The sequence below is a fragment of the Streptomyces sp. NPDC052682 genome (assembly GCF_040678435.1).
Lineage (GTDB): Bacteria > Actinomycetota > Actinomycetes > Streptomycetales > Streptomycetaceae > Streptomyces.
The window spans coordinates 216,063-240,591 of the sequence record NZ_JBFATS010000012.1 but is presented as its reverse complement, the minus strand read 5'-3'; the positions used below and the strand labels follow the sequence as shown (position 1 = coordinate 240,591).

Below are 24,529 nucleotides of genomic sequence, written 5' to 3'. Positions count from 1 at the left end.
CTACGCCCGCACCGGGGAGTCGTACACCGACCACTCGCAGCTGACGTCGATCACGGTGGCGGGCAAGGCATACGCCGGTCAGTACGGCTCGACCGACCAGAGCGAGCGCATCAAGCTCGGTGACACCTTCTTCCACAACGGCCCGCTCGGCCTGTCGGCGAAGACCACTGCCGGTGTGGACATGGGCTTCAACCGCGAACCCGGGGGCACGTTGAACTCCATGACGACCGGGGGCAAGACGTACTACTACCTCACGGACGCCATCGGCAGCGCGGTCGCCCTGGCGGACGCGGACGGCAACAAGGTCAACACCTACACCTACAGCCCCCGCGGAGTGCGCATCCTGGCCCAGTCCTCCGAACCGGTCGCCCAGCCCTACCGCTTCGCCGGCGGCTTCCAGGACCCCACCGGCCTGTATCACTTCCAGGCCCGCTCCTACGACGCCGACATAGGCCGCTTCGCCAGCCCGACCCCTCCGGCCAGGAGAAGAACCCCTACCTCTACGCCGAAGGCGACCCCGTCAACCGCATCGACCCCAGCGGGCTCATCTCATTCTCGGCCGACTTCGGCGGGGAGGTTTGCTACTACCTGTGCTTGGGCGGTGGCAAGACGGAGGACACCAGCGGAAAGGAATCCTGGTACGTGACCTTCGGCGTTGGCAAACCTGGCGCAAGCGCCAACATGGGAGCTTCCAGCGGCGATACCAGCCGAGGATGGACCGGAGAATGGTCCTGCGGGCTGGGCCCTGCCAGCATCACTGGCAACACTCAAGGAGACGCCGGTTTTGAGACCGGGGGAAGCACAGGTAAGTGCTCGATGAACGCCAAGTACACCTTCTGACGGGGTAAGAACCGAAGGAGCCTCTCCGGTATGACATCCACGTTGAGCATCGCGGCTACGGAAATCCTCGCCAAGAAGCCTCAAGGCCCTTCCTGGAGCCCTTTCCTGGCGATCGGGATGGTGATTCTCTTCGGTGTCATCATCGTTGTGCTCCTGATCAAGCGGAAGCGCTAGGCTCAGAAAATAACGTCCGGCAGGCATCACAGCTCCCGCACACTTGCTGAGGTGCCTGCCGGATTCGGCGCGCTTCTCGGACTGTCAAGGCGACGTATATATGCGCATCCTGATTGGCATTTTCATGGCAGCCAGCGGCCCAGCGCGAAGCCGTTGAAGTGGGTGTGGACCGGGGCGGCGAGGTGGCCATCGACGCGGCGTAGGCGCGGGCGTGCGCCAAGCCGGTGGTGAATGCCCGATCGGAGATGTGCCGAAGTCCCAGGTACAGCCACGTACCGCTGGATGCGTTCTCGTCCTTGTAGGCGGTGAGTTCGCGGTCGATGGACCGGGGCCGGTGCGCCATGTGCAGCGTCCACAACCGGTCTGCGGCGGCGGGGCCCGCCTCGGCACGCGAGCAGTGATGCACCCACACGAGCAAGGGACCAGCCGAGGTCGAGGCGATCCGCCCGGCCAGCCACGGCCTCCTCGTGACCCGCGCCAACTCGGTGATGAGTCCCGGAGTGTAGGCGAGAGTGTGCGGGAGGTGTCCGCCGGTGTCAGCGAGCAGACGCTGTCTGGTGCGGTCGTCGGTGAGGACCGAGGTGAGGGCGATTGTTTCCGGGTAGGTGACCGCATCCCGGACCAGCAACCGCCACCAGTCCGGATCAGCCCCCGACGGAGCGAGCTTGCGCACACGGTGATGCCACTGCTCTTCCTCGGGCCACTGCTGCGCCCACCAGGAGACCACCACGGCATGGGCGACCTCGAACGCACGGGCGGCATCCGGCCGATGGCGCAGCAGGTCCAGATGCCGTCGGTGCGCTGTGAGCATCTCGGGACGTCGATCTGCTCACTGCCGCCGGTGCTCGGTCGACCCAATGGGTGCCGAGCATCCACCGCCGGTGACGCGGGCAGAATCGGGAGTGCGGTTCCGGGTACAGCCGGGCGGGTTTCGCCCGTCCGGTGCGGGCGGCCGTGCACAGCCGGCAGCCCTCTCCCGCGTCCGGCACCACAGCCCCTAAGCAGAACCGCCCGGCCGCACCCGTCCCGTCCGGCGCGATAGGCTCCTGGGCGGCCCAGGCAGGCAGAGTCCGCTCGAGGATCCCTTCCGGCACACGGCAGAACGCGGAGATGCGGGCGCGGGCTTCGGCGTTGAGATACACCTCGCCGTCCGTGCGGAAGCCCTTGAACAGGCCCCAGCCGACTTGGAGGACTTCCGGGATGAGGTCTCGCACACCGAGTCGCCCGCAGCAGCCGAACGCGGTCGGCTCGCCCGCCACGTCCATGTCGTCCTTCACGGCCACGGGCACCCCGAGCAGCGGCCTGCGCACGCCGGCGGCCAGCTCGCGGTCCGCGGCCTCCGCCTCGGCGAGCGCGGCCTCGGCCCGGACGATCCGGAAGGCGTTGAGCGTGCCCTGCGCGGCCTCGATCCGCTGCAGCGTCCGCTCGACGAGCGCCCGGGACGTCACCTCCCCGGCGGCCAGCGCACGGGCGGTCTCCGTCAGGCCGGCGGCACGGTCGAGCGGCATGCGGCACCTCCGAAGGCGGCTCGTCCACGGAACGGTAACGTCCGCAGGGCGGAAACCACAGCCGTCCCGACAGGGGAACCACGGCCGCCCCCTCCAGGGGAACCACAGCCGTCCCCCAGCGGAACCACAGCCGTCCCGCAGGTTCACATCAAGCCTGCGCAAACCATTGACGCGCCCTGGACCCACCCCTACCTTCTGATCGACTTTCCGAACTACGTTCGGTATTTCGGCCCTTGTGCTCGAGGGAGAGCCGCCCGTGACCCCACCCCCTGCCACCCCGTCCCGCCGTACCCTGCTGCGCGCGATGGCCGTCCTGCCCGCCTCCGCGGTGCTGCTGGGCGAAGCGCCCGGCCTGCTGGGCGGCGCCCTGGCCGCGGCACCGCCGAGCGGCTCCGCCACCCGCTACACGATCGTGCCGTTCCTGAACAGCAACGACGGCACGGTCAACGTCTACCAGGCGGACGACGCCACCGACTTCCGGCTGCTCAAGGCGTCCGCCTACACGCCGCCGAGCAACCGCATCCGGGACGCGAGCATCTTCCGGCACACCGACGGCTTCTACTACCTCACCTACACGACCCACACCTGGCAGAACACCAGCACCACGATCGGCTTCGCCCGCAGCTCCGACCGCGTCAACTGGACGTTCCTGTACGACTACACGGTGCCGATCGCCAACCTCTCGCGGGCGTGGGCGCCCGAGTGGTTCGTCGACAGCGACGGCAGCGTGAACATCATCGTCTCCTGCTCCACCGCGAACGACGAGTGGATCTTCACGCCGTATCTGCTCAGGGCCACCAACTCCGCGCTCACCGCGTGGAGTTCACCCCTCGCGCTGTCCGGCATCGGCGCCAACCACATCGACACGTTCCTGGTGAAGCTGGGCTCGACGTACCACGCCTTCACCAAGAACGAGACGACGAAGTACATCGAGTACGCCACCGCCACCAGCCTCGCCGGCCCCTACACCATCCGCCGTACCGGCGACTGGGCGGGCTGGGGCAGCTACCGCGAGGGCCCGGCCCTGGTCCAGCTCGACAACGGCGGCTGGCGGATCTTCTTCGACGGCTACGGCGACGGCAACTACTACTACAGCGACAGCTACGACACCTTCGCGACCTGGTCCGCCCCGGCCGCGCTGCCCGCCATCTCCGGCACGGCCCGCCACTTCACGGTGATCAAGGAGACGGTGACCGGCGGGCCCGCCCTGGCGAAGAACGTCACCCGTTCCTTCCGCTCGGTCAACTACCCCACCCGCTACTGGCAGGAACAGTCCCCGTACCTCAACCTCCCCGTGGTGAGCACCTCCAGCACCACCGCGCAGAAGCAGGCGGCCACCTTCACGGTCGTCGCGGGCCTGGCCGACACGGGCGGATACTCCTTCCGTGACGCGGCCGGCAACTACCTGCGCCACTGGGACTTCCGCGCCCGCTTCGACCCGAACGACGGCACCTCCACCTTCGCCAAGGACGCCACGTTCATCCTGCGCGCCGGCTCGGCGTCGGGCTCCGTCCGCTTCGAGTCGTACAACTACCCCGGCCGCTACCTGCGCCACTACGACTACCAGCTGCGGGTCGACCCCTCGGACGGGACGGACCTGTTCCGGCAGGACAGCTCCTTCATACCCGTGACGGCCTGGGCCTGAGCCGCACGGCCGGCCACCGCGGGGGCCGGAGGGCCCTGAGCGAGGGACCGCCCGGCCCCGCGGCGCGGGAGTGCGGCGATTCGGCCCCGCGGTGGTGCAGCCGTCGGCCTATGCTCCGGAAGCCGGGTTCGGCTTCGGGAACAGGGCCGTGGGAGACGCGCATGAAGTGGTTGGTCTCGCTGGTGGGCGCGGGGCTCATCATGATCACCCTGCGGGACCTGTTCCACACGCTGTGGCACCCCACCCGCCACGGCGGCCTGAGCCGCCTCGTGATGACGGCGCTGTGGCGACTGGCCCGGCGCTTCCGTGCGCGCAGGCGTGTGGTCGGGCTCGTCGGGCCGCTCGCCATGGTCACGGTGGTGTGCATGTGGGCCACCACCGTCATCCTGGGCTGGTCACCGTCGCCACGCTCGGGCTGGGGGACATCGCGCCCGACGAGGGCTGGCTGCGCCTGGTCTCCCCGTTGGAGGCCCTGGTCGGCTTCGCCCTTCTGACGGCCACGGTCTCGTGGGTCCTGGAGATCTACCCGGCGCTGACCCGCAGGAGGGTCCTGGCCGTCCGGCTGGCGCTGCTGCGCGACTCGGCCCCGACGACGCGGCAGATCGACTGCACGGCGGGGGCGGTGCTGCTGGACAGTCTGGCCACCGACGTCGTACGTGTCCGCATCGACTTCACCCAGTACGCCGAGGCGTACTACTTCCACGACGGGGAGGACCAGGCGTCGCTGGCGGCCATGGTCGGCTACGCCGGCACCCTCGCCCAGCTCGGACAGGCCGCCGGCCGGCCGGAAGTGCGACTGGCCGGCCGGCAGCTCGCCGGCGCCCTGGAGGACCTCGCCGCCATCCTCGACCAGCGTTTCCTCCATACCGGCCGCACACCGGCGGACGTGTTCGCCGCGTACGCCGCCGACCACGGGCGGGACCGGTGAACCGGTGCGGGGCCGCGAGGCCACCCGGTGGTGCGGGATCCGGCCCGGCGTGATCCTGGAAGGGCGGGCCCCCGAGCCCCGAGGGGATCCACTGAGGGAGACGGCACCGTCATGCACGCTCAGCTGGGCGATCTGCTGATCGTCGAAAGTCCGGCCACCGGCACCGCCCGGCGCGACGGCGAGATCGTCGGCCTGCACCACGACGACGGCACGCCCCCGTACGACGTGCGCTGGTCGGACACGGGCCAGGTCACGCTCGTGTTCCCCGGGCCGGACGCACGCATCCAGCACCTTCACCACGAGGACCCGGCCGCGGGCGGGACGGCGGGCGCGAGCCCGGCAGCCGCCCCCGAGGCCGGCCCCCGCAGCGCCGCGCCGCGCCCCGGGGACGTGGGGCGGCGCGTGGCGGCCGCACGCCGGCGACAGGGCCTCAGCCGGGAGGAAACGGCCCGCCGCGCCCATATGGCGCCGGAGTACCTCGCCTACCTGGAGGAACATCCGTCGGATCCCAGTATGGCGACGTTGCTGCGACTGGCCGACGCCCTGGGCACCCGGCTCGTCGACCTGCAAGGCGGTGACCAGGACCTGCCACCCGGGCAGGGCCACGCCCTGCTGCACCCCCGCCTGCGGGAGCTCAGTGAGGAGGAGTGCCGCGCCCTGCTGTCCACGCACGGTGTGGGGCGGGTCTCCGTGACCACCCCGGAGGGCCCGGCGGTGCTCCCGGTCAACTACGACGTGGTCGACGACACCGTCGTCTTCCGCACCTCACCCGGCGCTGCTCCCGCCGCGGCCGTCGGCACGGAGGTCGCCTTCGAGGTGGACCACATCGACGATGCCATGAGCCAGGGCTGGAGCGTTCTTGTGGTCGGCCCGGCCGAGGCCGTCGAGGACCCCGACGAGGCGCGCCGTCTGGACCAGCGGGCCCATACCGATCCGTGGCCGGGGGAGGGGCGCACGTTGTGGGTGGTGATCCGGCCCGGGCGCATGACGGGGCGTCGTATCACCCCGGCGGACCGGTGAGCGGACCGCCCGGCTGTTCCGGCGTTCAGGCGTTCAGCGCCTCCTCGAGCGTCGCGTGACAGCCCATCACGGTGTCGAGGCCGACGAGCCGGACCACCCGGAGTACCGGCCCGGGCGGCACCACCAGGCGCAGCCAGTTGTTCCGGGCGGCCTGGCGGGCGGCGACCAGCGTGTTGATGCCGGTGGAGTCGATGAAGGTCACCGCGCTCATGTCGACCACGGTGTTCCGCCCGGCCTCCATGCAGGCCACCACGGTGTCGGTGAGCCGCGCTCCCGACGTGTAGTCCACCTCTCCCCGGAGCGTGACGACCGTGACGCCGTCGGCGGTCGCGGCCTGCGTGATCAGCAGTGGTTCGGGGACCGCTGGTCCTTCGGCTTGAGTCACTGTTCCCCTCGGACGTGGTGGCGTCGGGCCCGGCCCGGCCTGATCGCATGGCCCACGATGCAATGCCGCCGCAAGGCCGTGCAACCCCGCCTCGCAGCGCGTGCCGCACCGACCCGGCGATCGCTAACCTCGTCGTCCATGTCGGCAGCACACCACGGGACAGCATCCGACGCGGTGACGGGCTGGCTGGCCCGCCGCGCCGTACCGCTCGACAGCCTGCACGCGGGCACCCCCGCCACGGACCTCCAGCCGCTGAAACGGATCCTGGACGGCGTACGCGTCCTCGCCCTCGGCGAGGCCACGCACGGAACACGCGAGTTCTTCCTGCTCAAACACCGCCTGCTGGAGTTCGTGGTGACCGAACTCGGCTTCTGCGTCCTGGCGATGGAGGCGAGCGAGTCGGCCGCACCGGCCGTCGACGCCCATGTCCGCCAGGGCACCGGAAACGCCGCCGAGGCGGTCGCCGGGCTGGGGTTCTGGACCTGGCGCACCCAGGAGGTGCTCGCGATGACCGAGTGGATGCGCGACCACAACCGGCAGCGGCCCGCGGCCGGGCAGGTGCGTTTCGCGGGCATCGACGCCCAGCACTGCGGTGCCTCCCTGACGGCGCTCACCCCCGTACTGCACGCGCTGGCACCCGACCGCGCCGACGGCCTGCTGGAACCGCTGCGGGTGCTCCGCGACGCGCGTCCCGGAGCACACCCCGACCCCGGGCAGCGGCTGCGCCACCGCGCCGAGCGGCTGCTGGAGTTCCTCCAGGAGCGGGCACCCGAGGCGGCCGACGCGCTGCGGCACGCCCGGATCCTGGTGCGGGCCGCCGACCTGGTGACCCGGGCCGGGCGGCACACGGACCCGCTGCGGACCGTCCGCGCCGTCCGCGACCGGTACATGGCCGACGCCGTCGCGGAACTGCTCGACGCCGACCCGTCCGCGAGGGTCGTGCTGTGGGCCCACAACGGGCATATCGCCAAGCACCGGCCCCCCGGGGGAGTACCACCGATGGGGCAGTACCTCCACGAGCGGTACGGCGACGCCTACTACGCGATGGCCCTGCTGTTCGGCAGCGGCGCCTTCCGCGCCCGGCGGACCTGGCCCGGCCCGTGGTCCCGGCCCGCCGGACCCGTCACCGGCCACCGGCTCGGCCCACCCGCCGAGGGCACCCTGGAAGCCCGTCTCGCCGCCGCCCACCCCGCCGACCACCTCCTGGACCTGCGCGACACCGGCGAGGCACCGGCGGCCGTACGCCAGTGGCTCGGCGAGCCGCAGCTCCACCGCACCTTCGGCGCCGTGGTCCCGCGCTGGACCTACCGCCTCCACCACGCCCCCGTCACCCTCGCCCGGGAGTACGACGGACTGGCCTACACCGCCGTGTCGACCCCGTCGCGTCCCTACGACATCGCATGAACTCCCCTTCCTGGCACGCCGGTCGGCCCGGGCGGGGCCGAGTACACACAGGCGGCCCAAAGCGAACGGCGGCGATCCGGCGGGCGACGAGCCCGCGCGGCATCGGCCGAAAACCGCTCGACGGGCGCCGGGCACGGTGTCTACCATCCGGGACGCGGCATCGCGTGCCGGTCACCGGCCGGGTGAGGCATGGAGGCGCCGCGAAGATGCCCGTGGAGGCATTCGACGTGTCCGTCGAGTTCAATCACACCATCGTTCTCTCCCGCGACCGGGAGAAGTCCGCTCACTTCCTCGCCGACATCCTGGGACTGGAGGCCGGCGAACCGTCCGGGGTCTTCCTGCCGGTGACGACCGCCAACGGCGTCACGCTGGACTTCCTGACCGTGGACGGCGACATCCCCGTGCAGCACTACGCGTTCCTCGTCTCGGAGGCCGAGTTCGACGCCGCGCTGGCCCGTCTGGTCGAACGGGGCGTGCCCGTCCAGGCCGATCCGCACGGCAGGTACCCGGGCCGGATCAACCGCAACGACGGCGGGCGCGGCGTGTACTTCCTGGATCCGGACGGCCACGGCCTGGAGATCATCACCCGCCCGTACGGCAGCGACCCGTCCTCGCCGCTGAACGGCGTGACGGAGGAGGTCCCCGGGGCCCGCTGAGCACCGGGGCCGTGCCGGGGGCGCGGCTCCCGGCCCGGCCCCGGCGACCCGGCGCGGGCGGCCGCGCTCAGCCGCCGTCCGCCTCCAGGGCCAGCGGAGCCGCTTCCCCGTCCCGGCCCGCCGCGTGCTCCCCGCGGGGAAGCAGCAGCGGGGTCGCCCACAGCAGCAGGCCGGCGACGGCGATCGCGCTGCGCGGACCCGTCAGGGCGGCCAGCACGCCCCACGCGGCGGTGAGGGCCGCGATCGAGGCCTTGCTCGTCGCGGACCAGGCGGACAGCGTCCGGGCGACCCGGTCCGCCGGGGTGCGCTCCAGCCGCTCGGTCGCCAGCACCGGATTGAACACGCCCGCGCAGAGGATCAGCGCGAACTCCACCGTCATGACCAGCACGAGCCCCGGCACGCCCGGCCGGACGAAGGCCAGCCCCAGTGGCCAGCAGGCCCGGAGGGTCCCGGCGACGCGCAGCACGCGGTGCCGCCCGAACCGCGCGACGAGCCGGGGCGAGAGCCGGGAGCCGAGCAGACCGCCGGCACAGGGCACCGCGAAGGCGAGGCCGTACTGCCAGGCCGCGAAGCCGAGGTCGCCGAGCATGAGGACGGCCAGCACCGGCGACACCGCCATGATCAGGCCGTTCACCAGGACCGCGTTGAGGAACAGCGGGCGCAGCGCCGCACTGGCCAGGATGAACCGCCAGCCGTCCAGCAGCTCGCCGGCCCGCGGCCGGGAAGCCGCCTCGGGGCGTACGGGGTGCGGCTCGGCACCGCCCATGGCCCGGATCCCGCAGGCCGACAGCAGGAAGCTGACCGCGTTGGCGAGCACCGTCGCCACCGGCCCGAACACGCCCACGGCGGCCCCGCCGAGCGGCGGCCCGACCATGCTGGCGGTCCAGGTCGTCGCCTCGAACCGCCCGTTGGCGACCAGCAGGTGCTCGCGCGGCACAAGCTGTTTCAGACACGCCCCGGACGCCGCGGCGAAGGTGATGTCGGCCGCGGCGACCACGACCGACACCAGCAGCAACTGGCCCACGCCCAGCCCGCCGAGGACGTATCCGGCGGGAACGCTGAGCAGCGCCGCGCACCGGATCAGGTCCGCCGCGATCATCACCGGCCGTTTGCGGCGGAACTCCACCCACGGCCCGAGCGGCACCGCGACGACCGCGCCCGCCGCGGGTCCGGCCGCGGCCAGCAGCGACACCTCGGCCGGCCCGGCGTGCAGCACCACCACCGCGACCAGGGCGAACGCGTCGAACGCGAGCCAGGTGCCGAGCGTGCTGACCGCGTACGCCGTCCACAGCCACCCGAACCGCCGCCCCAGCGACCGCCTCCCCGCCATGCCCGGCCCGTCCCTCGCTCACCTCCCGGACGACCTCGCGTCGGCCGGGAGGACATCAAAGCGAGCGCCGGGGCGGCCGGGCAAACAACCGTCCGGGGCCTGGGGCACAACCCCTGGTTGTGCCCCAGGCCACGCGCTGATACCGAGGCGGTCAGCGCTGGTACAGCCCCACCAGCGTCCCGCTGGCCAGCTGCTGTTTTTCCACCGCCTCGTGCACCTGCTCGGCGCTGGGCGCGTCGGGCAGGACGCACGGCCCGGACAGGGCGTAGAGCCGGAAGAAGTACCGGTGCGCCTCGTCCCCCGGAGGAGGATGCGGGCCGCCCCAGCCCTGTTCGCCGTAGCCGTTGACGAGTGCGGTGCCGCCGGGCGGGGACTCGCCCGCCTCCATGCCGCCACTGCGCGGGTCGATGCCGACCACGATCCAGTGCACGAACGTGCCGGACGGCGCGTCGGGATCCTCGCAGAGCAGCAGCAGCTCGGTCGCGTCGTCGGGTACGCCGCTCCAGGACAGCGGAGGGGAGATGTTGTCGCCCTCGTACGCGTACCGGCGCGCGATGAACGAGTGGTCGTCGAACGCGGTGCTGCCAAGTTCCATGCCGGCCATGTGGCCCGGGGTACCCCCGCGCGAGCACGGCCATGCGGTTCGGGCCGGATCGCGCCGGGTACCCGGAACCCCTCCGGCAGACGGCACCGGACACGAGGAGGGGACGGAGGAACGACGATGTCTCCCCGGGCGAAGACTCCCCCGGCAGGCCCGTCCGCGGCCGGGGTGCACGAGGACCGCCGGGCCCCCGCCCGCACCGCGCGGCTGCGCAGCCGCATCCCCGAGCCCGACGAGGAACCGGACCTGCTCGGCCATTACCTGGCGCAGATAGCGGCGACGCCGCTGCTCACCGCCGAGGAGGAGGTGCGGCTGGCCCAGCGCATCGAGTCCGGCGTGCTGGCCCGGGAGGAACTGAGCCGGGCCGACGTCGGCGAGCCGGGCCTCGAACCGCGGCGGCACCGGCGGCTGGAGGAGGCCGTGCGCGACGGGCAGGCGGCCAAGGACCACATGGTGCGGGCCAACCTGCGCCTGGTGGTGTCGGTGGCCAAACGGCACGCCCACCGCGGCCTGCCCCTGCTGGACGTCATCCAGGAGGGCAACCTGGGCCTGATCCGGGCGGTGGAGAAGTTCGACCACACCAAGGGCTTCAAGTTCTCCACGTACGCCACCTGGTGGATCCGCCAGGCCATCGAACGGGGCCTGGCCGCGCACGCCCGGACCGTACGGCTGCCGATGCACGTCGTGGAGCAGCTGCAGAAACTCGCCAAGGTGGAGCGCAAGCTCCAGCTGGCCCTGGACCGTGAGCCGACCGCCGCGGAGGTGGCCCGGGAGAGCGGCCTCGCCGAGGACCGGGTCGACTGGCTGCGGCGGGTCGGCCGGCACGCGGTCAGCCTGGACACCCCGGTGGACGAGTCCGGCGAGACCGTGGTCGGCGACCTCATCCCCGACACGGAGGTGCTCCAGGCGCCGGAGGTCGCCGAGTACCAGGCGTTCGCCGAGGAGCTCCGGGAGGCCGTCGGCACCCTCGCGCCCCGCGAGGCGATGATCCTCAGCCTGCGCTACGGCCTGCACGACGGCAAGCCCCGCACTCTGGAGCAGGTCGCCCGGCACGTCGGCCTCACCCGCGAGCGCGTCCGCCAGCTGGAGAAGGCCTCGCTCGCCCAGCTGCGCGCCTCCGAGACCCGGGACCGTCTGCTGGCCTGGGCGGGCTGACGGGGAGCCACAGGAATGGAACCCGCACCGGCCGCCGCACACCGTGCCGCGGGGTCTGCCCGCCGACGTCCCGCACACGGCGGCGTGGCCGGAACCGGATCGGCCGGGCACACGGCGGCCTCCGCCGGCACAGTTCCGCGCCCGCACCGCCGTGAACCCCGGATGCCCCGGGCAGGGTGCACCGCAGCCACCGCTCACTGCGCCAGCGCCAGTGTCCCGTCGCTCCGCGCGACCACACGCACCCCGCGGCTGATCCGGTCCAGCGTGGCCCGCAGCCAGGCGCGGTCCTCCTCCGGCGCGGGCTCCAGCCGCATCCGCCGGGCCCGCAGCGGCACCATCCGCAGCCCGGCCAGGCGCCCGCTGTCCGCCGCCAGCGACACCAGGAACGCCAGACGCAGGTCGTCGCGGTACCGCTCGTAGCCGGAGATGCCCTCGTAGTCGTCCACGAAGTCGCCGCAGCCGTACAGGATCAGGCGCTCGTGGTACACCTCCAGCGGACGGGGGTGGTGCGAGGAGTGCCCGTGCACGACATCGACCCCGCCGTCCACCAGGGCGTGCGCGAAGCGGACCTGGTCGCGGGGGACGGCGTACCCCCAGTTCGAGCCCCAGTGCAGGGACACCACCACCAGGTCGCCGGCCCGCCTGGCCCGCCGCACCCGCTGCACGACCGCGTCGGCCTCCCACAGCGACAGCTCGGGGACGTACGCCACACCCGGGCGGTCCGCCGTGGCCGCCCAGTCGGCCGGGACACCGCTGGAGGCCGCGCCCAGCGCGAACACCAGCAGCCGTCCGCCGCCCGGCAGCGGCACCGCGGCGGGCGCGTGGGCCTCCTCGGCGGTGCGGCCCGCGCCCGCCGTCCGCAATCCGGCCCGGGCCAGCGTGTCCAGGGTCTCCAGCAGGCCGGGACGGCCGAAGTCCAGCACGTGGTTGTTGGCCAGGCCGCACACGTCGGGCCGTACGGCGCTCAGCGCGGGCAGGTTGTCCGGGTGCGCCCGGTAGTGGATCTCCTTGCCCGGCGCGAAGGAGCCGGCCCGCGTCACCGCGGTCTCCAGGTTGACGATCCGGGTGTCCACCCCGGCCTCGTCCAGCACCCGCAGCGCCTCGCCCCACGGCCAGGAGGGCGCGACGGGCGCGGGGATCGGCCCGTGCACCGCCTCCGCCAGCCGGACGTAGGACCGCGCGTCGCAGACGTACGTCTCCCGCAGTGCCGGATCACCGGGATGCGCCAGGATCTGGTCGACGCCGCGCCCGAGCATCACGTCCCCGCACAGGAACAGCGTCACCACGCTGCCGCCCATACCTCCACGGTAGGCCGCCCGGGCAGCCCGCGGCGGCGGGGGCGGGGCGGGCCCGCGCGGACCGGTGCCTCAGGCGTCGACCGTCACCCGGCACGACCAGCCGTACGGGTCCGGCCCGATGTGCAGGTCGTTCCAGGCCACGGCCTTCGGTCGCGCGCCGGTGATCTGCACGTCCGACAGTTCGGCCACCGCCAGGCGCACGTCCAGTCCGCCGTCGGCCTCGTCCGCCTCCACGTCCACGGGCACCTGGCCGTACACGTCCAGCCGGTAGATCACCTCGTCCAGCAAGGTGGCCAGCAGGTCGTCGTCGCTGGCCTCGGCCAGGCGGACCCGGTCGACCGTTCTCGGCCGCACCCCGGAGACGTCGGCGAAGCACTCCACCATCCCCAGCACCGCCTCCGCCAGACAGTGCTCCCGGCTCGCCGCCCACGCCTCGATCCGGATGTCGGCGGCGTGCGGCACCGTCCGGTGCCCGCTCTCACCCGGCCGCCGTACCCGCCTGTCGTCGTCCGTCTCACCGACCATGCCAACCGACTGCCCGATCACGGGCCACGCATGCGGATCACTTCCCGGGAGAGCGTGTGTGAGGGGCGCGATGGCCGGTTACCCGGAGGGGATCGGGAGCCGGAGGGAGGCCGTGTCGTGCGTCGTCCGGAGCGGGGGCTGTGGGACTGGAATTCGTTCACCGAGGCCGGGAACCTCGTACGGGACGAGGGCGGGGACGACGCCCGGGAGCGGGGCGCGTGGCCGGCCGTGTGGGGCGGGGGTGCGCGGGTGCCGGTGGTCGAGGAGGAGGAGACCGACGACGCCTGCGTCCTGCGCGCCGCGCTGCCAGGCATCCCCCGGCAGACCGTCTCCGTGGAGGCCGACGAGGGGGACCTGTGGATCTTCGGGTGCGGGCGTCTGCTGTGCCGCGTCGGCCTGCCCGCCGGCGTGGATCCCGGCCGGATCGAGGCGGACCTGACCGACGGCGTCCTGTCGGTCCGGCTGCCGAGGGCGGGCACCGTCCGGCGGCGCCGCATCCCGATCGGGGGCAGCGGGTAGGAGACCGGCGCACGCGCACGTGCCCTGGCGCACGTGCCCGTCCGGATGATCGTTTCGATACGGGGTGTCCGCGCGGGCACCCCTCGTCCGGTGGCCCCGGGCGGCGGCGCCGCCGGGCGTGGGAGCGAGGGAGGAAAGAGGGACACAGGTATGCGGCAAGCGTGTGTGCTGCTGAAGCACGGAGAACTGGCGCTCAAGGGACGCAACCGCGAGCGCTTCGAGCACCAGCTGATCGACAACGTGCGCCGCGCCCTGGACGACCTCGGGCCCGGGGTGCGGGTCCGCCGCCGGCGCGGGGTGATCGTCCTGTCGGCGCCCGGCCGCCCCGGCCTTCCGCCGACGCTGCTCGAACGCGCCCGGGAGATCATCGGCGTCAGCGTGGTGCAGCCGGCCCTGCGGGTCGACCGTACCCCCGAGGCGGCCGTCGCCGCGGCCCTGGAACTCGCCCGCGAGGCCCGCCCCGACGGCAGCCGGCCCCGTTTCGCGGTACGGGCCAAGCGCCGCCACAAGGACTTCCCGCTCAGCTCCACCCAGCTGAACGCGCTGATCGGCGCCGCCGTCAACGCCGAGCTCGGCTGGCCGGTCGACCTGAGCCACCCGGACGTGGAGATGGCCGTCGAGGTCGACCGCCGGGAGATCTTCGTCTCCGCCGCCCGGTACAGCGGCCTTGGCGGGCTGCCCGTCGGGTGCAGCGGCCGGGCCATGGCGCTCATCTCCGGCGGCTTCGACTCCCCGGTCGCCGCGCACCGCGCCATGCGGCGCGGCCTGGCCTGCGACTTCGTGCACTTCACCGGCGCGCCGCTGACCGGGCCGTCCTCCGCGTACAAGGCGTACGCCCTGGTGCGCCGCCTCGCCCGGTTCCAGAGCGGGGCACGGCTGTGGATCGTGCCGCTGGGGCACGTCCAGAAGGAGCTGTCCCTGGCCGGAGCCGGCTCCCTGCACGTGGTCGCCCAGCGCCGCCTGATGATCCGCACCGCCGAGCGCCTCGCCCGGGCCGCCGGCGCCCAGGCCCTGGTCACCGGCGACAGCCTCGGGCAGGTCTCCAGCCAGACCCTGTCCAACCTGGCCACCGTCGAGCAGGCCGCCACCCTGCCGCTGCTCAGGCCGCTGCTGGCGTGGGACAAGGAGGAGATCATGGCGGAGGCCGACCGGCTGGGCACCGGCGAGATCTCCCGTCTGCCGGACGAGGACTGCTGCAGCCTCCTCGCCCCCCGCTCGGTGGCGACCCGCACCACCGCGAGCAGCCTGGAGCGCCTCGAACGGCGCCTGGACGTGGAGGCCACGGTGGACGGCCTTCTCGCCAAGGCCCGCCTGCTGCACCTCACCCCGGGCCGCGAGGAGAGCCCCGGCACCGGGCCCGAAGAGCGCAGGGAGCCGTCCGCGGCCGCGGCGTCCTGACCGCTCCCGGTCCGAAGGCCCCGGGGCCGCTGTCATGGGAGCCGTGCCCCTGGTGGGGTACGCGGCCGGGGAGGCTCCGTGCGGCCCTCAGGAGCCTCGGACGGCTCCTCGGGGAGGAGGCTGCGATGATCTCCCGGACCGTCAGGGTGGCCGCCGACGGCCTGACCCTGCCCGGCGACCTGGACGTGCCCGCCCACGCGCGGGCGGTGGTGCTGTTCGCGCACGGCAGCGGCAGTTCCCGGCACAGTCCGCGCAACCGAAAGGTCGCCGCCGGCCTGCGCACCGCCGGACTCGGCACCCTGCTGATCGACCTGCTCACCGAAGCGGAGGAGCGGCGGGACCTGGAGACCGCCGAACTCCGCTTCGACATCCCCCTGCTGGGGCACCGCCTGACGGCCGCGATCGACTGGCTCGGGGCCGAGCCCGCCACCCGGGACCTGCCCGTCGTGCTGTTCGGCGCCAGCACCGGCGCGGCCGCCGCGCTGGTCGCCGCCGCGGCGCGGCCCGGCCGCGTGCTGACCGTCATCTCACGCGGCGGCCGGCCCGACCTGGCGGGCGGCGCGCTTGAGGCCGTACGGGCACCGGTGCTGCTCATCGTCGGCGGGCACGACCGGCAGGTGCTGCGGCTCAACGAGGAGGCGGCACGGCAGCTGCACGCCCCGCACAGCCTGCACGTGGTGCCCGGCGCGACCCACCTGTTCGAGGAGCCCGGCGCCCTGGACCGGGTCACCGCGGCGGCCCGGGTCTGGTGCGAGGACCACCTGACGACCACGGCCCACTGAAAGGCGTGGCCCCCGGCGGTTCCCCGGGGCGGGTCAGTCCGCGGCCGGCACGCTCGTGCGCAGCCGCGCCCCCTGGCGCAGCAGTTCCCGCTGCACCAGCCGGTAGGGCACACCCCGCGGCCCGTGCCCGTGCCGTACGGTCAGCGCGGCGCACACCCCGGCCGCCTGCCCCGTGGCCATCGCGATCGGCATGACCCGGTACGACGAGTGCGCCACATGGGTGCCGGAGATGCAGCGCCCCGCCACCAGCAGCCGCTCCGTGCCGCGCGGGATGAGGCAGCGCAGCGGAATGTCGTAGAAGCTGCCCGTGGGCACCCGCCTCAGGACGGTTCCGGAGCCGCGCGGGTTGTGGATGTCGATCGGGTAGGCGCCGTGCGCGACGACGTCCGGGAAGGGACGGGCGGCCAGGATGTCGTGACCGGTCAGCTGGTAGTCGCCGAGCACCCGGCGGGTCTCCCGTACGCCGATGTGCGTGCCGCTCTGCACCACATACGACTCCTCGAAGCCGGGCACGCGGGTGCGCAGGAAGCGGTCGATCTGGGCGAGCTGGCGGCGGGCGGTGTACTCGGCTCGGGTCAGGTCCCACACGCTGGTGCCCAGCACGCGGGTCACCCGGGTGCTGTTGACGCTGACCTCGCGGGGATGCGGGGTGGCGAAGAACAGGATGTCCTCGCGCGGCAGCCGCAGCTCGCCCTCCGCCCGGGCCTCCTCCACCAGGTCCCACAGGCCGTGCACACCGCGCCACTGGTCGGGGTGCTTGCGCACGTAGTCGTTGAAGTCCTGCCGTTCGAAGTCCGCGACGCGGAACATCAGCGTCATGGGCTGCACCAGCCCGTCCTCCTTGCGGCCGACCTCGTACGGCGCCCCGCACGCGGCCGCGACGTCCCCGTCGCCCGTGCCGTCCACGACCACCCCGGCGTCGATCACCACCGGCCCGGACTTCGTCTCGAACACCACCCGCCAGCCGGAGCCGTCCTCCAGCGGCAGCGCGGTGGAGGCGAAGGCGTGGAACAGCATCCGCACCCCCGCCTCGTCCAGCATCTCCAGCAGCACCAGCTTGAACAGCTCCGGGTCGAACGGCACCGTGTACCCGGTCTTCGGGGTGGGCCGCAGACAGCCGCCCCGGCCCATGAGCCGGTCCAGCAGGTCCCACAGCACGCCCGCCACCACCGGCTCGCCCTCGCCGTGGTCGCTGGGCAGCAGCCGCGAGTCCTCCCCGGACTCGGTGAACGTGGCCTGCTTGTGCTCGTTGTGGAACGACATCAGCGGCATCACCAGTGCCGCGGTCGCGTTGCCGCCGAGGAACCCGTACCGCTCCACCAGGACGACGTCCGCCCCGGCGTCGGCCGCGCCGACCGCGGCGGCGAACCCGGCGGGGCCGCCGCCGACCACCAGCACGTCGGTCCGGCCCCCGTGCTGGGCGGGCCGGGCGGGCAGCGTGACCGTACGGGGCTCGGCGGGCTGTTGCAGGATCGGCATACGGTGTCCTCCGGCGGGGTGGGCTCGGCGGCTGGGGCACACGCGCCCGGCGGGCGTCACACGTTGAGCGGCCGGGGCTCGGCGTGGTGGTGTTCGTCCGCCGCGCTGTCCGCACCGCCGTCGATCTCGTCGAGCAGTGCCCCGCAGCGCAGGCAGGTCCCCTGGGCCAGCGACGACAGCTCCCGCACCCGGGACTGGAAGTCGACACGCCGCTGCGGGTACTCGTCCCACAGCCGGTCCACCTCCGCCAGCAGCAGCCCCGCCTGCTCCCGGGCCACACCGACCAGGGCCGGCGCGCCGATCCGGCTCGCGAAGTCGAAGACCTTGCCCGAGTAGGGCAGCGGCAGCACCGGCAGCCCGGTCAGCGCCGCGAAGATCACGAAGTGCAGCCGCATGCCGACGGCCAGGTCCAGATGGCGCATGAAGCCGAGCACCTGCCCGGGGCTGTACGAGCCGTGCAGGATGCGCCCCTTGTCCGGCGCGGTCATGTGGGACAGCACGGCGTGCGCGTGCCGTACGTCGTGCCGCTCCATCGGCAGGAACACCACGTGCGCGTCCAGCCGCCGTACCAGGAAGTCCGCCACGTCGGCGAGCAGCGCGTGGTAGTCGCCCTCGTCGAGCTTCTCGGCCGCCCGGCCCGGTTCCCGCACCGACATGCCGATCAGCCGCTCGCCGATGGGCACGCCCTCGTGGCGCATCATCTCGTGGGTGAAGGGCTCGGCCTCCAGCAGCAGCGCCGGGTCGGCGGTGACGGTGATGTCCCGTTCGAGCCCGACCTCCTCCAGCACCAGCCGGGACTCCTCGTCGCGCACCACCACGTCGTCGAAGTCGGCCAGCACCGAGCGGACGGCCTCCCGGTCCTCCGCCTCCCGCAGGGGCCCGGCGCCCAGCGCGTAGGCGAACGTACGGATGCCGCGTTCCTGCGCGGCCCGCACCAGCCGCAGGTACCGGCGCGCCTCACCGTCGAACAGCAGCCCGCCGCCGCCCAGCACCAGCAGGTCCAGCGACGCCAGCGCGTCCATCACCCGCCGGCGGCTGACACCTTCCCAGTCGACCACCTCGTCGGCGGCCGGATGGTGCAGGCGGGTGTGCTCGGCGTTCCGGCTGAACACCGTCAGCCGGGCCTCGGGCCGCTGGGCGCGCAGACAGCGCAGCACACAGGTGAGGATCGACTCGTCGCCGATGTTGAAACCGCCGTACGAACCGAGCACCCCGATGCGCGGGCCCGTCCGGGCGACCTCGGGATGCGGAGGGGCAGTGATCATCCGGGTTGCTCCCGTTCCGTCGGTGTCTGCGGGGGCTGGTTGCGCCGGTGGCGCGACGCGGCCGTGCCGTGCGCACGGCCTTGCGGGTTGCCTCGCGGCCCGGCCGGAAACACTCCGCGTTCCGAGTGTGACGGAGGTCGGGGCGGCGCGCATCGTCCCGCGGCGAGGGGGTACGCGGGTGCCGGACCGAGGCCAGTCGTCTCCGGAACGGGAACGAGCGCAGAAGGGGGCGTGTCCGCCATGCGGTTCCGTGACCGCCGGCAGGCCGGCCGGCAGCTGGCCGAGCAGCTGCGCGTTCGGCAGAACGAGGGAGGCCTGCCGGACCCCGTCGTCCTCGCCCTGCCCCGCGGTGGCGTCACCGTCGCCCGCGAGGTCGCCGAGGCGCTGGACGCGCCGCTGGACGTGCTCGTGGTGCGGAAGATCGGCGCGCCGTTCCAGGAGGAGCTCGGCGTCGGCGCGCTGGCCGGCGACGAGGAGCCGCTCTTCGACGAGGAGGCGCTGGGCCGGCTGGGCCTGAGCAGGGACAGGCTGGCCCCGGTCGTCGAGCGGGAGCGTGCGGAACTGCGCCGCCGCGAGCGGCTCTACCGCCAGGGCCGTCCCGCCCCCGAGATCCGGGGACGCAGCGTGATCGTCGTCGACGACGGCCTGGCCACCGGCTCCACGGCCCGCGCCGCCCTGCGGGTGCTGCGCCGCCGGGAGCCCGCGCGGCTGGTGCTGGCCGCGCCGGTCGGCTCCCCGGAGGCGGTGGAGCTGCTGAGCGGCGAGGCCGACGAGGTGATCTGCCTGCACCGGCCGGCCGCGTTCATGGCGGTGGGGCTGTGGTACGACGACTTCGGCCAGCTGACGGACGAGGACGTGCTGCAGGCGCTGCGGGGACACCACGGGTCGGTGAGCCGGTAGCCCAGCTTTTACCGTTGCCTCACCTGGTGTTCACCTGTGCGCGGTGGAAGAGATCACCGACGGCGGACACGCTGTCGCATCTCCACTCTTCGCGCCAGGAGTACCAGTGAACGTCTCCTCCACCGTCTGGCTGCTGACCGTCGCGGTCCTGTGCCTGCTCGTCGCCGTCGACTTCCTCATCGGCCGCACACCCCACGAGGTGTCCCTGAGGGAGGCGGGCACCTGGTCGGTCGTGTGGGTCCTGCTGGCCTGCCTGTTCGGGGTGGGGCTGTGGTACTTCGGCGGCGGCGGGCCGACGGGCGAGTTCTTCGCCGGGTATCTCACCGAGAAGTCGCTCAGCGTCGACAACCTGTTCGTCTTCGTGCTGATCATGGCGAAGTTCGCGGTGCCCTCGCCGTACCAGCAGCGGGTGCTGATGATCGGCGTCATCATGGCGCTGGTGCTGCGGGCCGTGTTCATCGCGGCGGGCGCGGCGATCATCTCGGCGTTCTCGTGGGTGTTCTACCTCTTCGGCGCCTTCCTGATCTGGACCGCGTGGAAGCTCGTCCAGGACGCCCGCAAGGAGCAACACGAGGAGGAGTACCAGGAGAACAAGCTGCTCAAGGCCGTGGAGCGCAGATTCGGCGTGGCCGACCGCTACCACGGCACCAAGCTGTTCGTCACCGACAACGGCAAGCGGGTCATGACCCCCATGCTGGTCGTGATGCTGGCGATCGGCTCCACGGACGTCCTCTTCGCACTCGACTCCATCCCGGCCATCTACGGCCTGACCCAGGACCCGTACATCGTCTTCACCGCCAACGCCTTCGCCCTGATGGGCCTGCGCCAGCTGTACTTCCTCATCGGCGGCCTGCTGAAGAAGCTCGTCCACCTCTCCTACGGCCTGTCGGTCATCCTCGGCTTCATCGGCGTGAAGCTGTTCCTGCACGCCCTGCACGAGTCGGGCGTCCACGTCCCGGAGATCGGCATCCCGTTCTCCCTGGGCTTCATCGTCCTCGTCCTGGCGGTGACGACGGTGACGAGCCTGCGGGCGGCGAAGCGGCAGGAGACGGGGGAACGGCAGAGCGTGCAGCGGCGGGCTTGACCTGGAGAACGCTCCAGCACCTAGCGTCACCGACGTTCCCGGAACCCGGGCGAGCGGAGGCGGACATGCGTGTGGGCGTGCACATCAACCGGTTCGACCACTCGGGCGGCGGTCCCGCGCTCCGCGCCGAACTGGCCGCCGCGGGCGCCGCGGCCGAGGCGGCGGGCGTGAGCTGGCTGTCGGTCATGGACCACTACTTCCAGATGGAGTTCAACGGCGGCGCCGAGGACCCCATGCTGGAGGCCTACACCACCCTCGGTTACCTGGCCGCCCACACCTCCACCGTCCGGCTCGGCGCGCTGGTCACCGGCGTGACGTACCGCCACCCCGGCCTGCTCGCCAAGATCGCCACCACCCTCGACGTCCTGTCCGGCGGGCGCGCCACGCTGGGCATCGGAGCCGCCTGGTACGACCGCGAGCACCAGGGCCTCGGCGTGCCCTTCCCGCCGCTCGCCGAACGCTTCGAACGACTGGAGGAGACCGTGCGGATCTGCCTCCAGATGTGGGACCCGGACGCCGACGGCCCCTTCGAGGGCAGGCACTTCCGCCTCGCCGAGACCCTGTGCGTGCCCGCGCCGGTGAGCTCGCCGCGCCCGGAGATCATGATCGGCGGGTCGGGGGAGCGCAAGACCCTGCGCCTGGTCGCCCGGTACGCCGACGCCTGCAACCTGTTCGCCACGTCCCCCGAGGAGGTCCGGCACAAGCTGGACGTCCTGCGCCGGCACTGCGACGCCGTGGGCCGCGACCCCGGAACCGTCCGCAGGACCGTCGTCCACACGGGCGAGGCGGTCACCACGGAGGACCTCGACGCCTTCACCCGCGACATCGCCCGCTACACCGAGCTCGGCATCGACACCGTGATCCTCGCCCCCCGCACCGGCGAACCGGCCGGCTGGATCGAGCGGTTCGCCGCCCCGGCCGTCGAGCTGCTCGCCGACCTGGACTGAACGGCGCACTCGGAGCCGGTTCACGCGGGGTCCCCCGCACCCGCCTTCACGCCGACGGCGGCCGTGAAGGAGCTGCGAGAACCGGCCGCGCAGGCGGTGGCCGGGACGAGGCCGGGCGGGTGGGATGCGCGAAGGGCCGGAGCCACCCTGGCTCCGGCCCTCTTGACCAGCCGCTCCCTGTGCGTCCCGGGCCTCAGGCCGCGGTCGGCTCCGTGGCCGTGCCCTGCAGGCGGGTGATGACCTCGGACAGCTGCGCGGCGACCTCGGCGTCGTCGGCCGGGTGCGTCTCGGCGAAGCGGGTCACCGAGCCGGGGATGGACAGCTTGATGTCCTCGATCACCTTGCCGCCGGCCACGCCCACCGACTTGCGGGTCTCGTCGTGCGCCCAGACACCGCCGTACTGGCCGAAGGCGGTGCCCACCACGGCGACCGGCTTGCCGCCGATCGCACCGGCGCCGTACGGACGGGACAGCCAGTCGATGGCGTTCTTCAGCACGGCCGGGATCGTGCCGTTGTACTCGGGCGTGAACAGGATCAGCGCGTCGGCGGCCTGGGCAGCCTCACGGAGCTTGACGGCGGCGGCCGGCACGCTGCCCTCCACGTCGATGTCCTCGTTGTAGAACGGGATGTCGGCGAGGCCCTCGAACAGCTCCACGTCGGTGCCCTCGGGGGCGAGCTTGACGGTCGCCTCGGCGAGCTGGCGGTTGTGCGAACCGGCGCGGAGGCTGCCGACGAGCGCGAGGATGCGAACAGACATGGGGAACTCCCGAAGTGCGTGCGGAAACACTGCCGTAACGGATCCGGACCGAGGTCCGTTTAATGTTGTAGCACCTAAACGGACCGCGGTCCAGTTTTCTTCCCGGTGCCTTACCCTGGCTGCATGTCCGCTGCTTCGCCGCCTCTCCCGACGCCCCAGGAGCCCGTAGACCGGCCCGGCCTGCTGCAGCCCGGCTCCGGCGGCGACGAGCCGTGCCTGCGGGCCGACGCCGCGCGCAACCGTGCCCGGCTGCTGGAGGCCGCCGCGCGTCTCGTGGCGCAGCACGGCGCGGCCGGCCTGACCATGGAGGCGGTCGCCGCGGAGGCCTCGGTCGGCAAGGGCACCGTCTTCCGCCGCTTCGGGGACCGCACCGGCCTGCTGGTGGCGCTGCTCGACCACACCGAGAAGAAGTTCCAGGCCGCCCTCCTCGGCGGCCCGCCGCCGCTCGGGCCCGGCGCGCCGCCGGTGGAGCGGCTGCGGGCGTTCGGCTCCGCCCTGCTGCGCCGCACCGAGGAGGAGCTGGAGCTGATGCTGGCGGCCGAACCGGGCGGTGCCCGGCGCTTCACGAGCCCCCCGCGCCGCTTCCTGTACGGCCATGTGACCCTCCTGCTGCGCCAGGCCGTCCCGGACGCGGACTGCGAGCTGCTCGCCCACACACTGATGAACCAGCTCGACCCCGCCCTGATCCACCACCTGACCCGGCAGTGCGGGATGCCGCTGGAGCGGCTGGAGGACGCCTGGGCCGACCTGGTCGACCGGGTGACGGGCGGCTTGCGGCCGTGCTGAGGCACGGTCGCCGCGTCCCGGCGCTCGCGCACCGTTTCCTCACAACTCCCCCGCGTGAAGCCCTCGTTCGGGCGTCTGCAAGGATGCGGGGCGTCATGGTGCAGATACCGAACACGCCCGCGTCCTTTGCGCCTCCGCGTTCCGTGCCCACGAGCGCCGATGTGGCCCGCCTGGCCGGGGTCTCCCGCGCGACCGTCTCCTACGTCCTCAACAACACCAGCGCCGTACGGATCAGCGAACCCACCCGCCGCCGCGTCCACGAGGCCGCCAGGGAGCTCGGGTACGTGCCGCACGCGGCGGCCCGCAGCCTGCGCGCCGGACACAGCCGTATGGTGCTGATGCCCGCGCCCGCCTTCCCCGTCGGACCGCTCTACAGCCGGTTCCTCACCGACCTCCAGGGCGCGCTCGGCCGCCTCGACTACACGGTCGTGCAGTACGGCAGTATCGGCCTCCAGGGCGACGAGGCCGCCCGGGCCTGGGCCGAACTGCGGCCGGTGGCCGTCCTGGTGCCCGGCGCCGGACTCGGCCCGCGGGGGGTGGCGGTCCTCAAGCGCTCCGGCGCCCGGGCGGTGGTGACCCTCGGTCCCGAGACCGTGGAGGGCGCCTACGCCCTGCTCATGGAGCACGAGGCCGTCGGCCACAGCGCGGGAGCCCACCTCTACGACCGCGGCCGGCGCCGGATCGGCGTCGTCGTCCCCCAGCAGCCCGGCCTGGAGGTGTTCTCCGGTCCCCGCCTGGACGGCGTACGCCAGGCACTGCGGGGCACCGACGCCACGGTGACCGAGCTGCCCCTCGGCTACGACGAGGAGTCGGCCGCGCGGCTCGCGGCCCGCTGGCCGCAGCTCGGCCTGGACGCGGTGTTCGCCTACAACGACGAGTACGCCATGCTGCTGATGCGCGCCCTGCAGGACGCGGGCGTGCGCATTCCCGAGGAGACGGCCGTGGTCGGGGCCGACGACCTGATGCTCGGCCGCCTGCTGCGGCCGCGGCTGAGCACCGTCCACCTGGAGCTGCCGTCCGGCCGGGAGCTCGCCGAGCTCGTCGACCGCGCGGTGCGGGACCCCGGCGCCCCGCCCGAGACACACAAGGTACTGGGGGCCACGGTGATCCACCGCGAGTCCAGCTGAGCATGGGCGTCCCGCA

At 73.0% G+C, this 24,529-nt stretch carries 24 protein-coding genes and 2 pseudogenes; 16 read left to right on the top strand and 10 right to left on the bottom strand.

Annotation, left to right across the window (positions count from 1 at the left end):
* Window positions 1-7 precede the first annotated feature (7 nt).
* Window positions 8-840: pseudogene (locus tag AB0K80_RS21120) on the top strand (RHS repeat-associated core domain-containing protein); the annotation flags it as partial.
* 30 nt (window positions 841-870) lie between these two features.
* On the top strand, window positions 871-1,014 hold the full coding sequence (locus AB0K80_RS21115; RefSeq protein WP_365671800.1) for a hypothetical protein: 144 nt from the start codon (window positions 871-873) through the stop codon (window positions 1,012-1,014).
* On the opposite strand, the gene AB0K80_RS21110 is transcribed toward AB0K80_RS21115, so the two are convergent.
* A complete protein-coding gene (locus AB0K80_RS21110; protein WP_365671798.1) occupies window positions 998-1,687 on the bottom strand; it encodes a hypothetical protein in 690 nt (229 codons plus the stop codon). The two genes, AB0K80_RS21115 and AB0K80_RS21110, sit on opposite strands and share 17 nt — an antisense overlap.
* A gap of 550 nt (window positions 1,688-2,237) precedes the next feature.
* A pseudogene (locus tag AB0K80_RS21105) lies at window positions 2,238-2,522 on the bottom strand (amidase family protein); the annotation flags it as partial.
* 256 nt (window positions 2,523-2,778) lie between these two features.
* Here AB0K80_RS21105 and AB0K80_RS21100 point away from each other — a divergent pair.
* From AB0K80_RS21100 to AB0K80_RS21090, 3 genes are all read left to right on the top strand, one after another.
* Complete coding sequence (locus AB0K80_RS21100) at window positions 2,779-4,167, top strand: glycoside hydrolase family 43 protein (RefSeq protein WP_365671795.1); 1,389 nt, start codon at window positions 2,779-2,781, stop codon at window positions 4,165-4,167.
* Window positions 4,168-4,534: 367 nt separating this feature from the next.
* Window positions 4,535-5,095 (top strand): potassium channel family protein, encoded by a 561-nt coding sequence (locus AB0K80_RS21095; protein WP_365671793.1) that lies wholly within the window; start codon window positions 4,535-4,537, stop codon window positions 5,093-5,095.
* A gap of 111 nt (window positions 5,096-5,206) precedes the next feature.
* The gene (locus tag AB0K80_RS21090) at window positions 5,207-6,115 is read left to right on the top strand and encodes a pyridoxamine 5'-phosphate oxidase family protein (protein WP_365671791.1); all 909 of its coding nucleotides are present in this window, start codon (window positions 5,207-5,209) and stop codon (window positions 6,113-6,115) included.
* 25 nt (window positions 6,116-6,140) lie between these two features.
* On the opposite strand, the gene AB0K80_RS21085 is transcribed toward AB0K80_RS21090, so the two are convergent.
* The gene (locus AB0K80_RS21085) at window positions 6,141-6,500 is read right to left on the bottom strand and encodes an STAS domain-containing protein (RefSeq protein ID WP_365671789.1); all 360 of its coding nucleotides are present in this window, start codon (window positions 6,498-6,500) and stop codon (window positions 6,141-6,143) included.
* 138 nt (window positions 6,501-6,638) lie between these two features.
* Here AB0K80_RS21085 and AB0K80_RS21080 point away from each other — a divergent pair, with 138 nt between their 5' ends.
* Window positions 6,639-7,904 carry an erythromycin esterase family protein gene (locus tag AB0K80_RS21080; RefSeq protein WP_365671787.1) on the top strand — a complete coding sequence of 422 codons (1,266 nt, stop codon included), beginning with the start codon at window positions 6,639-6,641 and terminating at the stop codon, window positions 7,902-7,904.
* A gap of 227 nt (window positions 7,905-8,131) precedes the next feature.
* The gene (locus AB0K80_RS21075) at window positions 8,132-8,560 is read left to right on the top strand and encodes a VOC family protein (protein ID WP_365671867.1); all 429 of its coding nucleotides are present in this window, start codon (window positions 8,132-8,134) and stop codon (window positions 8,558-8,560) included.
* 67 nt (window positions 8,561-8,627) lie between these two features.
* Here AB0K80_RS21075 and AB0K80_RS21070 read toward each other — a convergent pair whose 3' ends face one another.
* Both AB0K80_RS21070 and AB0K80_RS21065 read right to left on the bottom strand, forming a co-directional pair.
* Window positions 8,628-9,890, bottom strand: coding sequence for an MFS transporter (locus tag AB0K80_RS21070; protein ID WP_365671785.1), 1,263 nt, complete (start codon window positions 9,888-9,890; stop codon window positions 8,628-8,630).
* A gap of 151 nt (window positions 9,891-10,041) precedes the next feature.
* On the bottom strand, window positions 10,042-10,494 hold the full coding sequence (locus AB0K80_RS21065; RefSeq protein WP_365671783.1) for a YbhB/YbcL family Raf kinase inhibitor-like protein: 453 nt from the start codon (window positions 10,492-10,494) through the stop codon (window positions 10,042-10,044).
* Between the two features lie 117 nt (window positions 10,495-10,611).
* On the opposite strand from AB0K80_RS21065, the gene AB0K80_RS21060 reads away from it, so the two are divergent.
* Window positions 10,612-11,646, top strand: coding sequence for a sigma-70 family RNA polymerase sigma factor (locus AB0K80_RS21060; protein WP_365671781.1), 1,035 nt, complete (start codon window positions 10,612-10,614; stop codon window positions 11,644-11,646).
* A gap of 194 nt (window positions 11,647-11,840) precedes the next feature.
* On the opposite strand, the gene AB0K80_RS21055 is transcribed toward AB0K80_RS21060, so the two are convergent.
* Both AB0K80_RS21055 and AB0K80_RS21050 read right to left on the bottom strand, forming a co-directional pair.
* Window positions 11,841-12,944 (bottom strand): CapA family protein, encoded by a 1,104-nt coding sequence (locus AB0K80_RS21055; protein WP_365671780.1) that lies wholly within the window; start codon window positions 12,942-12,944, stop codon window positions 11,841-11,843.
* 69 nt (window positions 12,945-13,013) lie between these two features.
* Window positions 13,014-13,469: an archease gene (locus AB0K80_RS21050; protein ID WP_365671778.1), complete on the bottom strand. Its 456-nt coding sequence runs from the start codon at window positions 13,467-13,469 to the stop codon at window positions 13,014-13,016.
* A gap of 117 nt (window positions 13,470-13,586) precedes the next feature.
* Here AB0K80_RS21050 and AB0K80_RS21045 point away from each other — a divergent pair, with 117 nt between their 5' ends.
* From AB0K80_RS21045 to AB0K80_RS21035, 3 genes are all read left to right on the top strand, one after another.
* Window positions 13,587-13,988: an Hsp20/alpha crystallin family protein gene (locus AB0K80_RS21045; protein ID WP_365671776.1), complete on the top strand. Its 402-nt coding sequence runs from the start codon at window positions 13,587-13,589 to the stop codon at window positions 13,986-13,988.
* A gap of 150 nt (window positions 13,989-14,138) precedes the next feature.
* Window positions 14,139-15,386 (top strand): tRNA uracil 4-sulfurtransferase ThiI, encoded by a 1,248-nt coding sequence (gene thiI / locus AB0K80_RS21040; protein ID WP_365671774.1) that lies wholly within the window; start codon window positions 14,139-14,141, stop codon window positions 15,384-15,386.
* Between the two features lie 125 nt (window positions 15,387-15,511).
* Window positions 15,512-16,168, top strand: coding sequence for an alpha/beta family hydrolase (locus AB0K80_RS21035; RefSeq protein WP_365671772.1), 657 nt, complete (start codon window positions 15,512-15,514; stop codon window positions 16,166-16,168).
* Between the two features lie 33 nt (window positions 16,169-16,201).
* On the opposite strand, the gene AB0K80_RS21030 is transcribed toward AB0K80_RS21035, so the two are convergent.
* Entirely contained in the window at window positions 16,202-17,647 is a 1,446-nt protein-coding gene (locus AB0K80_RS21030) for an FAD-dependent oxidoreductase (RefSeq protein WP_365671771.1), read from the bottom strand.
* A gap of 56 nt (window positions 17,648-17,703) precedes the next feature.
* Entirely contained in the window at window positions 17,704-18,912 is a 1,209-nt protein-coding gene (locus AB0K80_RS21025) for a polysaccharide pyruvyl transferase family protein (protein WP_365671769.1), read from the bottom strand.
* A 240-nt stretch (window positions 18,913-19,152) separates the two neighbouring features.
* On the opposite strand from AB0K80_RS21025, the gene AB0K80_RS21020 reads away from it, so the two are divergent.
* The 3 genes from AB0K80_RS21020 (at window position 19,153) to AB0K80_RS21010 (ending at window position 21,843) form a co-directional block, all read left to right on the top strand.
* Window positions 19,153-19,812, top strand: a complete 660-nt coding sequence (locus tag AB0K80_RS21020; protein ID WP_365671767.1) for a phosphoribosyltransferase family protein — start codon at window positions 19,153-19,155, stop codon at window positions 19,810-19,812.
* A gap of 106 nt (window positions 19,813-19,918) precedes the next feature.
* On the top strand, window positions 19,919-20,896 hold the full coding sequence (locus tag AB0K80_RS21015) for a TerC family protein (RefSeq protein ID WP_365671765.1): 978 nt from the start codon (window positions 19,919-19,921) through the stop codon (window positions 20,894-20,896).
* 65 nt (window positions 20,897-20,961) lie between these two features.
* The gene (locus AB0K80_RS21010; RefSeq protein WP_365671763.1) at window positions 20,962-21,843 is read left to right on the top strand and encodes an LLM class F420-dependent oxidoreductase; all 882 of its coding nucleotides are present in this window, start codon (window positions 20,962-20,964) and stop codon (window positions 21,841-21,843) included.
* Window positions 21,844-22,036: 193 nt separating this feature from the next.
* Here AB0K80_RS21010 and AB0K80_RS21005 read toward each other — a convergent pair whose 3' ends face one another.
* Window positions 22,037-22,600, bottom strand: coding sequence for an NAD(P)H-dependent oxidoreductase (locus AB0K80_RS21005; protein WP_365671761.1), 564 nt, complete (start codon window positions 22,598-22,600; stop codon window positions 22,037-22,039).
* A gap of 123 nt (window positions 22,601-22,723) precedes the next feature.
* Between AB0K80_RS21005 and AB0K80_RS21000 the strand changes: the two genes are divergently transcribed.
* Window positions 22,724-23,386 carry a helix-turn-helix domain-containing protein gene (locus tag AB0K80_RS21000; RefSeq protein ID WP_365671760.1) on the top strand — a complete coding sequence of 221 codons (663 nt, stop codon included), beginning with the start codon at window positions 22,724-22,726 and terminating at the stop codon, window positions 23,384-23,386.
* An 83-nt stretch (window positions 23,387-23,469) separates the two neighbouring features.
* Complete coding sequence (locus tag AB0K80_RS20995) at window positions 23,470-24,513, top strand: LacI family DNA-binding transcriptional regulator (protein ID WP_365671758.1); 1,044 nt, start codon at window positions 23,470-23,472, stop codon at window positions 24,511-24,513.
* The last annotated feature ends 16 nt before the right edge of the window (window positions 24,514-24,529 follow it).

What these genes read in the sequence shown, in the direction of transcription:
- AB0K80_RS21115 (WP_365671800.1), top strand. Translation starts at nt 871, where the DNA reads ATGACATCCACGTTGAGCATCGCGGCTACGGAAATCCTCGCCAAGAAG.
- AB0K80_RS21010 (WP_365671763.1), top strand. Translation starts at nt 20,962, where the DNA reads ATGCGTGTGGGCGTGCACATCAACCGGTTCGACCACTCGGGCGGCGGT.
- AB0K80_RS21035 (WP_365671772.1), top strand. Translation starts at nt 15,512, where the DNA reads ATGATCTCCCGGACCGTCAGGGTGGCCGCCGACGGCCTGACCCTGCCC.
- thiI (WP_365671774.1), top strand. Translation starts at nt 14,139, where the DNA reads ATGCGGCAAGCGTGTGTGCTGCTGAAGCACGGAGAACTGGCGCTCAAG.
- AB0K80_RS21055 (WP_365671780.1), bottom strand. Translation starts at nt 12,944, where the DNA reads ATGGGCGGCAGCGTGGTGACGCTGTTCCTGTGCGGGGACGTGATGCTC.
- AB0K80_RS21070 (WP_365671785.1), bottom strand. Translation starts at nt 9,890, where the DNA reads ATGGCGGGGAGGCGGTCGCTGGGGCGGCGGTTCGGGTGGCTGTGGACG.
- AB0K80_RS21090 (WP_365671791.1), top strand. Translation starts at nt 5,207, where the DNA reads ATGCACGCTCAGCTGGGCGATCTGCTGATCGTCGAAAGTCCGGCCACC.
- AB0K80_RS20995 (WP_365671758.1), top strand. Translation starts at nt 23,470, where the DNA reads ATGCGGGGCGTCATGGTGCAGATACCGAACACGCCCGCGTCCTTTGCG.
- AB0K80_RS21020 (WP_365671767.1), top strand. Translation starts at nt 19,153, where the DNA reads ATGCGGTTCCGTGACCGCCGGCAGGCCGGCCGGCAGCTGGCCGAGCAG.
- AB0K80_RS21050 (WP_365671778.1), bottom strand. Translation starts at nt 13,469, where the DNA reads ATGGTCGGTGAGACGGACGACGACAGGCGGGTACGGCGGCCGGGTGAG.
- AB0K80_RS21000 (WP_365671760.1), top strand. Translation starts at nt 22,724, where the DNA reads ATGTCCGCTGCTTCGCCGCCTCTCCCGACGCCCCAGGAGCCCGTAGAC.
- AB0K80_RS21030 (WP_365671771.1), bottom strand. Translation starts at nt 17,647, where the DNA reads ATGCCGATCCTGCAACAGCCCGCCGAGCCCCGTACGGTCACGCTGCCC.
- AB0K80_RS21080 (WP_365671787.1), top strand. Translation starts at nt 6,639, where the DNA reads ATGTCGGCAGCACACCACGGGACAGCATCCGACGCGGTGACGGGCTGG.
- AB0K80_RS21005 (WP_365671761.1), bottom strand. Translation starts at nt 22,600, where the DNA reads ATGTCTGTTCGCATCCTCGCGCTCGTCGGCAGCCTCCGCGCCGGTTCG.
- AB0K80_RS21060 (WP_365671781.1), top strand. Translation starts at nt 10,612, where the DNA reads ATGTCTCCCCGGGCGAAGACTCCCCCGGCAGGCCCGTCCGCGGCCGGG.
- AB0K80_RS21025 (WP_365671769.1), bottom strand. Translation starts at nt 18,912, where the DNA reads ATGATCACTGCCCCTCCGCATCCCGAGGTCGCCCGGACGGGCCCGCGC.
- AB0K80_RS21065 (WP_365671783.1), bottom strand. Translation starts at nt 10,494, where the DNA reads ATGGCCGGCATGGAACTTGGCAGCACCGCGTTCGACGACCACTCGTTC.